Origin of the sequence: Methylibium sp. (genome assembly GCF_031393925.1) — a bacterium.
Lineage (GTDB): Bacteria > Pseudomonadota > Gammaproteobacteria > Burkholderiales > Burkholderiaceae_C > Methylibium.
Genome location: NZ_JANMWL010000177.1, coordinates 21,626 through 34,396, shown reverse-complemented (window position 1 = coordinate 34,396; position 12,771 = coordinate 21,626). Strand labels below are relative to the sequence as shown.

The 12,771-nt window shown below is 65.6% G+C and carries 8 protein-coding genes and 1 pseudogene; 3 read left to right on the top strand and 6 right to left on the bottom strand.

The features are described 5' to 3' along the window. Positions 1-214 (bottom strand): annotated as a pseudogene (locus RMO12_RS09865) (DUF4397 domain-containing protein); the annotation flags it as partial. A gap of 200 nt (positions 215-414) precedes the next feature. On the opposite strand from RMO12_RS09865, the gene RMO12_RS09860 reads away from it, so the two are divergent. Further along, on the top strand, positions 415-1,542 hold the full coding sequence (locus tag RMO12_RS09860) for an aminotransferase class V-fold PLP-dependent enzyme (RefSeq protein WP_309625465.1): 1,128 nt from the start codon (positions 415-417) through the stop codon (positions 1,540-1,542). A gap of 418 nt (positions 1,543-1,960) precedes the next feature. Further along, positions 1,961-2,407, top strand: a complete 447-nt coding sequence (locus RMO12_RS09855; RefSeq protein ID WP_405029655.1) for a CHRD domain-containing protein — start codon at positions 1,961-1,963, stop codon at positions 2,405-2,407. A 148-nt stretch (positions 2,408-2,555) separates the two neighbouring features. On the opposite strand, the gene RMO12_RS09850 is transcribed toward RMO12_RS09855, so the two are convergent. Beyond that, positions 2,556-4,028 (bottom strand): NAD(P)/FAD-dependent oxidoreductase, encoded by a 1,473-nt coding sequence (locus RMO12_RS09850; protein ID WP_309626078.1) that lies wholly within the window; start codon positions 4,026-4,028, stop codon positions 2,556-2,558. Positions 4,029-4,379: 351 nt separating this feature from the next. Between RMO12_RS09850 and RMO12_RS09845 the strand changes: the two genes are divergently transcribed. Beyond that, entirely contained in the window at positions 4,380-7,139 is a 2,760-nt protein-coding gene (locus RMO12_RS09845) for a LuxR C-terminal-related transcriptional regulator (protein WP_309639157.1), read from the top strand. A gap of 105 nt (positions 7,140-7,244) precedes the next feature. Here the strand turns inward: RMO12_RS09845 and RMO12_RS09840 are convergent, their stop codons facing one another. The 4 genes from RMO12_RS09840 to RMO12_RS09825 all read right to left on the bottom strand — a co-directional run bounded on the left by RMO12_RS09840 (position 7,245) and on the right by RMO12_RS09825 (position 12,721). Next, the gene (locus RMO12_RS09840; protein ID WP_309639156.1) at positions 7,245-8,183 is read right to left on the bottom strand and encodes an alpha/beta hydrolase; all 939 of its coding nucleotides are present in this window, start codon (positions 8,181-8,183) and stop codon (positions 7,245-7,247) included. A 40-nt stretch (positions 8,184-8,223) separates the two neighbouring features. Then, positions 8,224-9,603, bottom strand: coding sequence for a DUF1329 domain-containing protein (locus RMO12_RS09835; protein ID WP_309639155.1), 1,380 nt, complete (start codon positions 9,601-9,603; stop codon positions 8,224-8,226). Between the two features lie 123 nt (positions 9,604-9,726). Continuing rightward, the gene (locus RMO12_RS09830; protein WP_309639154.1) at positions 9,727-11,748 is read right to left on the bottom strand and encodes a DUF1302 family protein; all 2,022 of its coding nucleotides are present in this window, start codon (positions 11,746-11,748) and stop codon (positions 9,727-9,729) included. Positions 11,749-11,773: 25 nt separating this feature from the next. After that, positions 11,774-12,721: a YCF48-related protein gene (locus tag RMO12_RS09825; protein ID WP_309639153.1), complete on the bottom strand. Its 948-nt coding sequence runs from the start codon at positions 12,719-12,721 to the stop codon at positions 11,774-11,776. Positions 12,722-12,771 lie beyond the last annotated feature (50 nt).

The window sequence follows — 12,771 nt, the reverse complement described above, 5'->3', positions numbered from 1 at the left end:
AGGCGTACTTGTAGGCCGCGCCCGTGGCGTTGCTTGCGGGCGCGCCATTGCGAACCAGCGTGAAGGCCGGCGCGGCGGGTGCGGCGTGAACGAAGCGCAGCTTCGGGTCGGCGATGTCGGCGCGGTCGTCGAAGCTGTCGTCGTTGCCGCCACCGCAGGCGGCGAGCAGCGTGGCCGATGCCAGGCCGAGCATGAGGTGTTTAAGGGTCTTCATCTGCGGCCCATGAAAGTTGAGAAAGCCTCGTCATCGAGGTGTTTCAAATTCACGGCAAAGGGCATGCGAAGCGCCCTCGCTCATGCCCCGCGCGCGCGACCCGGCGCGGCAAGCCATCGTTCGGTCCGTCACCGGCAGCGGGCCATTGGCAGCAGGGTAAAGTGCTACGTTTTGTTGCTCGTCCCACTCACGGATTGCCCATGCCCGGATTGCTACCCGACGTCGACCCCGAGGGCCTGCTCGAATACTCGGTCGTCTACACCGACCGTTCGCTCAACCACATGTCGCAGAAGTTCCAAGGTGTCATGCGCGACATCTCGGGCATGCTCAAAGACGTCTATGGCGCGCGCTCCGCGGTGGTGGTGCCGGGCAGCGGCAGCTTCGGCATGGAAGCGGTGGCCCGGCAGTTCGCCACCGGCAAGAAGTGCCTCGTGATCCGCAACGGCTGGTTCAGCTATCGCTGGACGCAGATCTTCGACATGGGCGGCATCCCGGCCGAGTCACTGGTGCTGAAGGCGCGCCGCACCGGCGAAGAACGGCACGCGCCGTTCGCACCGGCTCCGATCGAGGAGGTGGTGGCTGCGATCGCGCGCATGCGCCCCGACATGGTTTTCGCGCCGCACGTCGAAACCTCGGCCGGCATGATCCTGCCCGACGACTACCTGCGCGCCGTGGCCGACGCGGTGCATGCCGTGGGCGGCCTGTTCGTGCTCGACTGCATCGCCTCCGGCACCATCTGGGTCGACATGGCCGCCTGCGGCGTCGATGTGCTCATCAGCGCGCCGCAAAAGGGCTGGAGTGGCCCGCCCTGCTGTGCCTTCGTGATGCTCGGTGCGCTGGCGCGCGAACGCATCGAAGCCACCACCAGCACCAGCTTCGCCTGCGACCTGCGCCGCTGGCTGCAGATCATGGAAAGCTACGAGGCCGGCGGCCACGCCTACCACGCCACCTTGCCCACCGACACGCTCGCACGGGTGCGCGACGTGATGCGGGAAACGCAGGCCTACGGCTTCGACAAGGTCTGCGCCGAACAGGTCGAGCTCGGTGCGCGGGTGCGCACCTTGCTCTCAAACAAGGGCTTTGCGAGCGTGGCCGCGGTCGGTTTCGAGGCGCCGGGCGTGGTGGTGAGCTACACCGACGATGCTGAATTCCAGTCGGGCAAGAAATTCCTCGCCCAAGGCCTGCAGATCGCCGCGGGCGTGCCCTTGCAGTGCGACGAGCCGGCCGACTTTCGCAGTTTTCGCATCGGCCTGTTCGGCCTGGACAAGCTGCACAACATCGAGCGCACCGTCAAGCAACTCGAGCGGGCACTGAGCCGCATCGCTTGAGCAGAACCTCCGAGCTCACTCGGGCACACCGCCCGCCGAGACAAGATTCAACGCCTCTGGTGCCCGGCGGGCTCTGAGATGACCCCGACCCCCACGCAGCTGCGGTGCTGCCCACCAAGGGGGCGCCCAGCCCTCTTGAGGCGACCCGGCGAAGACTGAGTTCGCACGAGATCGGCGGCACTTTCGTGCGGCTTCGCTCGCATCGCCAACCAGGGGTTTGCGGCAGCGCGCTGCCGGCGTGGCGCGTCTGCCGTACGCTCGCCGACACCCGGCGGTGGATGACCGGCATCGCACCGCGACGCACCGTCGGCCCTTGTCGAACCACCCCCTCCAGGAGAGTCCCATGGCACACCAACGCAGGCGCGTTCTCGGCGCACTCGCCATTTCAACGATCGCGCTCGCTGCATGCGGCGACATGATGCCCATGCGCGGTGGCGCGGCCGGCAGCTCGACCGCGGCCGGCAGCACGGCTCCCGTGACCGGCGGCGCGATCAGCGCGCGGCTCTCCGGCGCCGCCGAAGTGCCCCCGGTCACCTCCGCCGCCACCGGCAGTTTCGACGGCAGCCTCACGCGCGACAGCAACGTGCTGCGCTACAAGATCACCTACTCGGGGCTAAGTGGTCCGGCCACCGCGGCACACATCCACGGCCCTGCGCCGGCCGGTCAAAACGCAGGTGTGATGGTGCCGTTCACGAGCGCGGCCAGCCCGATCGAGGGCGAGGCCACGCTCACCGCCAGCCAGGTTGCCGACCTGTTGGCCGGTCGGCTTTACGTGAACGTACATACCGCCGCCCACCCGGGCGGTGAAATCCGCGGCCAGCTGCAGCCATCGACCGCTGCTGCGCTGCCGGCGACCCGCTACTGATGAGCCTGGAGAGGCTGAGCCGGGCGCAGGCCCGGTCCAGCCTGCAGGCAGCCACGCAGGCGGTGGCTGACCTCACTGCAAATGCGGCCGGCGAGCTACCCGCCGGCCGACGCGCAGACATTGCTGCCCGAGCAGCACACGGACCGCGTCAGGCGCTTTCGGCTTCGGCCTGGCGAATCAGTTCGTAGTCCGACAGCTTGAACTCCCCCGTGCGCGCCTTGTAGTGCTCGACGTTGCCCGAGTAGTTGTTGCTGATGCGGCCATCGTGCTTGTACCAACTGCTGCAGGAACCCGACCAAGCCGTGCCTTCAAATTCTTTCTGGAGCTGGCGGTTGTACTCGGTCATGACCGAGTCCTTCACGTCGAGCGCCTGCACGTCGTGCTCCTTGGCGGCGCGCAATGCCTTGAGCACGTACTCGATCTGGCACTCCATCATCAGGATGATGGAGTTGTGGCCGAGGTTGGTGTTGGGGCCGTAGAGCATGTGAAAGTTGGGGAAGCCGGCGACGGTGATGCCCAGGTAGGCCTCGGGCACCGGCGTCCATGCCTCGCGCAAGGATTTACCGCCACGTCCCTTGATGTCGGCCACACCCAGCATCGAGCGGGTCTCGAAGCCGGTGCTGAAGATGATCACATCGAACTCGTGCAACCGGCCGTCCTTGGTGCGGATGCCGTTGCTTTCGACGCCGGCGATGGGCTCGGTCTCCAAGGTCACGTTGGGCCGCACGATCGCCGGGTAGAAGTCGTCGCAGATGACGATGCGCTTGCAGCCGATCGGGTAGTCGGGCCAGAGCTTCTCGCGCAGCACCGGATCGGCCACCTGCGATTCCAGCTGCGCGCGCGCCATCGCGGTGAACTCCGCCGCCTTGGAAGAGCCCATGATGAAGGCGTCGTACCAGCTCTCGTGATCCGCATAGATCGCCTGGCGGTTGGCATCGCGCGTGGCGGGCACCGCATGGAAGATGCGCTGTTCGTCATCGGTGTAGGGGCGGTCTAGCCGCGGCACGAGGTAGTTCGGCGAACGCTGGAACACCGTCAGATGCTCGGCCTTGCGAGCCAGTTCGGGAATGAGCTGCACCGCGCTCGGCCCATTGCCGATGCAGGCGATGCGCTTGCCCGCGATATCGACGTCGTGCTGCCAGCGTGCCGAGTGGAACAGCGGGCCCTTGAAGTTTGCCCGGCCTTCGACGCCCGCAAAGCTGGGCCGATTGAGCTGACCCCATGCGGCGACGAAGTTGCGTGCAAGGATCGTCTCATCACCGGTCGTGCGGATGCGCCACACCAGCTCGGTCTCGTCCCATTGCGCGTCGATCACCTCGGTGTTGAAGCGGATGAAGGGCTTCAGGCCGCTGCGCTCGACCAGCCGTTCGATGTTGTGCAGGATCTCGGGCTGATCGCAGTAGGACTTGCTCCACTCCGGCCGCTCGGTGAACGAGAACCAGTAGAGGTGCGACCTGACGTCGCAGGCCGCGCCCGGATAAGTGTTGTCGCGCCAGGTACCGCCGACATTGCCGGCCTTCTCCAGCACCAGGAAATCGGTCTCGCCTTCGGACCGCAACCGCAAGGCCATGCCGAGGCCGCCGAAGCCGGTGCCAAGGATGGCAACGTTGTAAATCTTCATCACTCGATCTCCATGAGTAGGGGGAGCGCGACAAGGCCACTGGGGCTGATCAAGCGCCTTGCGGCAGCCGGCGCACGAAGCGGCAGGCTCGCATGCCCCGATTGGGCGCTGCAGCGCCGTCCGGCACTCCCACCCGGACGGGTAGTTGTCGGCGCCCCACGAAAACCGCGCGCGGGTGGGTCGCCGGCCCGTCGTGTGTTACCGCCGCACTGGTAGAAATCCGCTAACGCCAGCCGCACCCGGCGGCCAACAATCGCGAGTGATTTCCGCTCGTACCTGCGTGCCTGGGCGCCGAAAGTCGTGTCGATCACGCCCCTCGGCAATGCATGAGCGCCCACCCCGGAACCCCGCATGCCTGCCTCTCTGACCGTCGTGCCGCGCAAGGCGGTCAAGCCGTCGCCGATCGATTCCCCTGCTGCCCCGGCCGAGGTCAGCACCCACAAACTGTTCGCGCCGCCTGTCTATCCGGGCGCGGTGCCCCGGCGCGTCATCCTCGACCGCGTGCTGCAAGACCACAGCCTGCGCGTCACGGTGCTTCAGGGCCCGGCAGGACACGGCAAATCGACCACGCTGCAGCAGATCAAGACGGCCCATGAAGCGCGCGGCTGGCGCACGGCCTGGCTGACGCTCGACGATGCCGACAACGACCCGCGGCGCTTCGAGCTGCACATGCGCGCGCTGATGGACCTGATGCGCGGGCGCGCGGCACATCGCCGGCCCTCCGACGCCTGGAGCGGTGACGCGCCCCGCGATCTCGCCGGATGGGTGCTCGACGGCTTCTCCAGCATGGACACCCCTGCCTCGATCTTCCTCGACGAGTTCCAGGCGCTGAGGAACGACGCGATCCTGCGTTTCTTTCGCTTCCTGCTCGCGCGACTGCCGGCGCATGTGCATGTGTTCATCGGCTCGCGGGCGCTGCCGGAGATCGGCCTGGCCACGCTGCTGGTCAATCGCATGGCAACGGTGCTGCGCGCCGACGACCTGCGCTTCACGCCGGGTGAAGTGACCCAGTTCTTCGCCGAATCAAAGGACCTGCGCGTGAGCGCCGAAGAAGTGGGCACGATCTACCGGCGCACCGAAGGCTGGCCGGCCGGCCTGCAGCTGTTCCGCCTCGCCCTGGTGAGCCCGGAGGTCCGCACCTCGTTGGTCGACCTTGATGACCACGGCCCGCGCGAGCTGGCCGAATACCTGACCGACAACGTGGTGACGCTGCAATCGCCGCGCATCCAGGAATTCTTGTTCAAGACCTCGCTGCTGCGTCAGCTCTCGGCTCCGCTGTGCGCCGCGGTGACCGGTTTCGACGACGCCCAGGAATTGCTCGTGCAACTGGAACGCTCGGGCCTGTTCGTGCGTGCGCTCGACTCCAACAACCGCTGGTTCAAGTACCACGGCCTGTTCTCGAGCTTTCTCGCCGACAGCCTGCAGCGCACCTCGCAGAACGAGGTGCTGAGCGTTCACGAACGCGCGGCCCGCTGGTACCTCGACCACCACCTGCCCGAAGAAGCGATCCACCACGCGCTCGCCTGCAAGAACTTCGCCCTCGCCGCGGCCACCTTGTGCGACTGGTCCTCGCACCTGATTCCCAACGCCGAACTGATCACGCTGGAGCGCTGGTACAACCAACTGCCCTTCGAGCACGTGGTCGAGCGGCCCAGCCTGGCCATCAAGGCGGCCTACTCGCTCATGTTCCTGCGCCGACGCGCCAAGCTGCGCCCGCTGGTGGAGCTGATGACGCGCCACGCCGGCTGCGGCGACATCGCAACGACCAGCAACCCCGACCTGTGCCGGGCCATGGCTTGCCTGCTGTTCGAGGACGACCTGGTCGCGGGGCTGCGCATCATCGACCGCTTTGGTCTGCTGCAGCAAGAGATCAGCGGCTTTCCCGCCTTTGAACTCGGCGCCGCCTGCAATGTGCTGGCCACTGGCAAGGTGGTTGCCGGCGACTTCGAAGGCGCGCGCAAGGCACTGATGCTCGCCCGCGCTCACATCGACCGTGGCGCCGGCTCCTTCGTCGAGGGCTACACGACCGCCATCACCGGCGCCAGCTTGATGGTGCAGGGCCACCTGCATGAAGCGATCGAGCGCTACCGCGCCGACATGGGCGCGCAGCAGACGCCGCTGGACAAGTCTTTCGCCGCCGCGGCGCTGGCGGCCGGCCAGATCTGGGCGCTCTATGAAGCCAACGACCTGACGGCGCTGGAGCCACTGTGTGCGCAGTTCCAGCGCGGCATCTCGGAGTCGGTGACCTTGGATTTCATCGCCCTGGCCTACCTGTCGATTTCGCGCATGCACGACTCGCGCGGCCGGCCAGCCGAGGCGCAGGAGGTGCTCGAAGAGCTCGAGCGCATCGGGCATCACAGCCACTTCGAGCGGCTCATTTCGGTGGTCGACTGGGAGCGCGTACGCCGGGCCGTGCTCGCCGGGCAGACCGAGCGCGCCGCGGCCCTGGCAGCGCGCATCGCACCGGCGCTGCACCCGATGGACCCGCGCTGGATTCACCTGGTCGATGACATGGAGGGCGAAGCCTTCGGGCGCATCCGGCTGGCCATCGCACAGCAAGAGTTCGCGCAAGCCTCGCGCCTGATCACCAGCGACCGCGCACGCCAGAGCGGCCGCGTGTTCCGCGACATCAAGCTCTATGTGCTCGAGGCGCTACTGCACCACCACAAGGGCGCGCCGAACAGCGCGCACCGCAGCCTGCGCAAGGCGCTTCAGCTGGCGCGGCCGGGCCGCTACGTGCGCTGCTTTCTCGATGAGGGCCACGTGATCGTCGAGATGCTTCGCGAGGAATACCAGCACATCCTGCGGTCCCGCGAAGACGCCCCCGCCACCGACCCCGGCCGTGATTACATCGAACAGCTTCTGGCCGCCTCGGGCACCGATCTCGGCCAGCCGCGCTGCCGAGCGCACCTGGCGGATCCCCTCTCCGAACGCGAGAAGGAACTGCTTCAGTTCCTGGCCAATGGCGTGGCCAACAAGGAGATCGCTGCGCGGCTCTACGTGTCGGAGAACACCGTCAAGTTCCACCTCAAGAACATCTACTCCAAGCTCGGCGTGAACAGCCGCGTGCAGGCGATCAACGCTGCACGCACGCTGCGGCTCGTTTCCTGAGCGTGAGTCGGGGTACGGCCGCGACGGCGGCGCGGCGCGACTGGCAAGGCCACCCGAGCTGACGGCGGTGCGGCTCTGCGTGCGCAGCTCCGCACCGCGTCATCGTCAGGCAGTGCGGGCGCTGAAAGCCCGACGCAGGTGCTGGCCGGCCTGGTCGTACACACCGCGAGCGTGCCCGATCACGCCCATGACCCACATAAAGCCGTGAATCATCGACGGGTTGCGCAGGTGCTCGACCGCAACACCCGCGCTCGACAAGGCCTTGGCGTAGGCGTCGCCTTCATCGCGCAGTGGATCGAAGCCAGCGGTGACGACAGTCGCCGGCGGCAAGCCTTTCAGGTTGCCGCGGATCGGCGAGGCATAGGCGTTTTCGGCATCGCCCGGATTGGGCAGGTAGTGCCCTATGAACCACTTCATGGCAGCACTCGTGAGCATGTAACCCTCGCCGTTCTCGGTGCGCGAGGGGTAGTCGCCGCCGACATCGGTGACCGGGTAGACCAACATCTGGTAGACGATTTTCGGGCCCTTGCGGTCGCGCGCCATCATTGCCACCACCGTCGCCAGGTTGCCACCGGCGCTGTCGCCACAAACCGCGATGCGCTGACCGTCCAGGCCGAGACGCTTGGCGTTTTCGACCGTCCAAGACGTGGCGGCGTAGCAGTCTTCCGCTGCGGTCGGGAAGGTGTGCTCAGGGGCCTTGCGGTAGCCCACCGAGACGATGGCCGCCTGCGCGGCGTTGCACCAGGTACGGCACACCTTGTCGACGATGCCGAGGTCGCCGAACACGAAACCCCCACCGTGAAAATACATCATCACCGGGTGCGGCCCGGCACCGGTGGGGCGGTAGATGCGCACCGGGATTTTCCCGCCGGCCACTGCGATCGTTTCGTCGGAAATCTCGCCAACGGCTTCGGCATCGCCCTGCAGGCCGATGAAGGCCTGCGCGGTCTCGCGCGACTCCGGCACCGTCATTTGCTCAAAGCTCTTCATTCCTTGCGCGGTCAGCGCGTCCAGCAAGCCCTTGGCTTGTGCATCGAGTGTCATGGTGGGTCTCTCTTGTGTGGTGGTGGTGGTGGGAAAAGTATCAGCCGCCCAAACGCTGCATGGCCGACACGGTGAGGTATTTGTCGTAGACGGTGGGGTCGTTGACGCGCATCGTGTGGCCGCCCGCGACCTCGCGGACCTGCTCGATGCGCGTCATGCGACGGGTTTGCGCATTGAAGGCATGCACGGTGGCCCAGGACCAGTACGGCTGCTTGCCGTCCATCACGCGGCCCTTGCCATCGTCGTAGCTGGCGAATGAAGCGTCGAAGTGACGAAACAACTCGCCGCGTCGGTCGTACGACACCATCTGGAAGGGCAGCAGCGTGCGCGCGTCGAACCATACATGCTTGCGCCCGACCGGCGCGCGCGGAAAGCGCACCGGCTCGGCCTCGATGACGATCACCTCGGGCACCAGTTCGACCGCGTGGTCCCAGAACAGGTTGCCCTTGGGCCCGCCGTGGGTCGTGTGTTCCCAGTTGGGGTGCTGCGACGACCAGCCGCCCGTCACGGCAGCCAGGTGCGGCCCGCGGTGGACGACCTTGTAGTTGCCCCAGGTCAGGAACGGATCCCCCGCCGCCCAGGCGTCGGAGAGATAGAGCTCGGCACCGGGCACCAGCGGCTCGAAGCGCTGGTTGGTCGGGAAGCGGCGCACGCGCTTGAAGGCCGGCAGGTAGCCGTAGAGATGCGGAAACTGGTTCTGGTCATAGGGCCAGACGTTGAGGTAGATCGTGCCGCGCACGTCGGTCGGCTCGGTGAACAGGATCGATTGATAGCGCAGCTTGTCGGGCTCGCCCAGCCAGTAGGGCTTGGGCTCGACCACGGTGCGGCCGGCCGCGGCCATCTCGGCCCAGACCGACGCGTACTGGTACTGCAGATTGCCGCTCGGGTCGAGGTCGTACTCCTTGCTGGCGTAGACCGACACATCGTGGCGGCCCCAGCTCAGCGTGTGCGCAGCAAACACTTCCAGCGGCGACGAAGGCTCTGGAAACGGATTGCCACCGATCCACTGCTTGCCATCGGTCGTGACGATGTTGCCGGTGGCATCGAAACGCGCCTTGCCCGCGTTGCGCGCGGTCGCCTCGATATACGCCAAGGGGTTCAGGCGCGTGAGGTCGGTGGTGGTGGGCGCCAGCACGAGCTTGCGCCCCATGGTCGCGATCTGCTGGCGGCGCACCGGGTCGAGCAGGTCCTTGACCCACTCGACGTTGCCGCTGTCGATCACGTCGCCGGGCTTGAGCCGACCCTTGGTGTAGACCTCGATGGACAGCAACTCGTCCGGGTAGGCCGCAGCCACCGAGCCGGTACGCAGGAACGCCGACCACGCCGAGCCGAACACGCCGGCACGCAGCAACCCCTGGCCCGTCAAGCCGAGGAAGGCCCGCCGGCTGAAGTCACGATCAAAACGTCGAAGGTGGGCCATGACTGCAGGATCGTTTCGCGTCCAATGCGCAAGCGGCGAGACAAGGAAAAAAGCACCGGCTGCGTCAGCGGCCGGTGCATTCAGACATCACACACCGGCCGCCGCGGTGGCGGTCGGTTCAGCTCAGAACAGGTAGGCAATGCGAGCGAACACTTCGTTGTTGTGCTGCAGGCCGTCGACGAAGTCCCTGGCCTCGCCCTTGTGCTGCGAGTACACCGCGTTCAGATAAATGTCGGCCTGAATGTTCTTGGACGGCTTCCACTTCACGCCTGGCTGCATGTACCAGCCGCCTTCAAAATCGGTGAGGACGGCGAAGTCAAAGCGGTATTCCAGTGTGGGCGATGGTTGCTGCAGCGCAAGCGCGTAGGCGTTGAAGCCACCTTTCTTGCCCCTGGGCGAAAGACTGCTGGTGCCGATGTCCCTGCCGGCCAAGTAGTCATTCACTGTGCGCTGGTCATAACCGTCCAGGTGACGACCAAAGAGGTCGCTCCTTTGCTTGTGCAACCACTGCAACACGAAATAGGTCGCCGGGACGCTGCTGACGAACTTGTGGTACTTCTCCGCGATGAAGGCGAATTGGTATTCGTTTTGCTTTATATAGTCGCCCAGGGTGGGGTTGGTGAACCTCTTGTTGGGCGTGTACGAGAACTCGAAGCGACCGATGAGTTGATCGAGGAGGGAGTCCGGCGTACCTTCGAAGACGCGGTTGATTCCGCCACCCAGCACGGTCTCGCGTCTGTACTCGCGGCCCAGCCAGCCGCGAACAGGGCCGAAACCGGTGAAGGTGTCAACGACGCATTTCGCGGTAGCGGTGTTGTTGACTTGCCAGTTGAGGCCCCCACCTGTCGCGCCGCATCCGCCAGCAACTCCATCGATACCGAGATTGGCGGACCTTGTCGCACCATCTTCCAACAAACCAGTTGTGGGGTTGATAGCCGGGAAAACGGCACTCGCGAATGTGCCCACACCCTGGATCGCGTTCAGACGTGAGTAAGCCGCGCCCCGGGCCCAGTCGCTGAAGCTCCAGACACCGGTGTTGGTGTTGGTTGCAGCCGATCCGGGGTAAGCACCGTTGTCACTGCCCGTGTCCTTCGCGATGGACCATTTGTACACGCCATCCGGATTGACGCGACTGATCGCAAAGGCCTGGTAGCCGAAGCCGCCCGCCTCACCCTTGAGGCGGAAGCCGAGATTCCACTTCTTCTTGGCTTCCTTGTAGCCCGGTGCCTCGTCGATCGTGAAGGCGTCCGGGATCAGGTAATAGGGCGTTTCGCCCTGCTGCAGGAGGGTCGGTGCAAATTGCTGCGCGAAGGTGTCGATGTCCGTCTTCTCGTTGACGCGGTAGTTCACGCGCAAGCCGAGCGACGAGCGCCGCGTGTCGGAATACTCTTCCGCCGCCACGCCGAACAAATGACCGCGCAGGTCCAGACCGTTGACCTGGTCGGCCACGCGGAAAAACAGTGCCTCGCCCCAGGCGATCTGTTGGTTGCCCGCGCGGATCCACAGCGGGCCGTTGTTGTAGTCGACGTAAGCCGCGGGCAGGTCGATCAACATCCGGTCGTTGCCGTAGGCGAACGGGCCGCCGGCAGTACCACCGAACTTCTGGCGGAAGCTGCTGCCCGCCTCGATGTTGCCCGCGGTGGATTGGTAGGTCGGGTTTAAAGGAGCCCCTGAATTCAACACGGTATAACCATGGGAATTCTTCTCAACATCCTTGGTTTCGTCAAAGATGCCACGCAACTTGACGGTGACCTTCAATGTTTCATCGAGCTTGCCATCGAGGTTCAGATCCAGACGAGTGGCGAACCAATTAATATCGATCTTTCGAGTATCGGCAGTCGGATGTTGAAGCGTGCAACCGGTTGCAGTACCGAAAACTCCGCAAGTGCCGGGAGCGGCTCCATTGCGATTTATATAAGCAGAAGGTGCTCCAACGTCGATGCCCCCAAACGCCACGGGCTTGCCCGCATTACCAAAGCTAGATCCCTGGTTGGCCGGGTTCTGGTCGTTAGTGGTCTTCACCGCGAGCTCCTGCCGGATCTGGCCAGTGATATCCCACTCCGCCGCTTGCGTCGGCCCCACCAGCGCGGCCAGTACCGCAGCCGAGATCGCGCACCGCTGGGCGGCTTTTCTATGCATATTCATCACAGTCTTGTCTCCTCGTTGTGGTTTACAGATCGATTTCCAAAATCGAGCCCCCGGAACCGACGCCCAGGAGCCGTGGCTTCCCTCCAGCCCCCGCACCGGCCGCCAAGGCCTGAAGCCAGCCATTGGCAATGAACTTGGACGACACACGCGTCCACGACACGCCGTCGTCCTTGCTGAGCAGAGCGGTGTTGCTTCCGCTGACCAATAACTGACCCGTCGGCGTGGCGTAAACACCGGTCAGGATCGCTCCGCTGCCCGAACTCAGCGAGCGCCAGGTCGCCCCGCCGTCGCTGCTGGCCAGCACACCGCCGCTTTGCCCTACGGCAAAGGCACGCCCGTCGCCCAACACCGTCAAGCCAAACAGGGAACGTTCGCCCTTGTGCAGCGCTTTCCACTGGCTGCCCCCATTGGTGGCGCGAAGAATCAGCTCGAACTCGCCCACGATGGTGGGCGTGCCGTCCTCGGCCACATGGACGTCGTACAGATGCGGCTCTGCCCCGCCCTCGGTGAAGCCTTTCCAGTCGACGACTTGCGGCACCCACGTCTTGCCCCAATCGGTGGAGCGCAGGATGGTGCCGAAGCCCCCCACCGCGTAAGCGAGGCCCTGGGCGTTGACGCCGACCGCCAGCAGCCGCGACTTGGTGACCGACGGCGAGGCCTTCCACGTCTTGCAGTCGTCGGCCGTGAAGACGATGCCCGTCTGCCCCACGGCAATGCACTTGTCGCCCTTGATCGCCACCGACAGCAGCGCCAGGTTGTGGACCGGGGCCGGCTGCGACTCCCAACTGGCACCGCCGTCGGACGTGGTGAGCACCGCCCCCAGCGCGCCCACCGCGATGCCGCGCTGGCCGTCGAAGGCGATGTCATACAGCGCGTCGTGCGCGGTGCCGCGACGCAGTTGCTTGACACCGCCGCCGTCGGTGGCGGCCGCCGAGGCGGCCACCGCCTTTGATTCGGCGCCCACCGCCATGACCGGGCCAGCGATTGCCCCGAAAGCCAGCAACGCGGCAACCAGCGCTT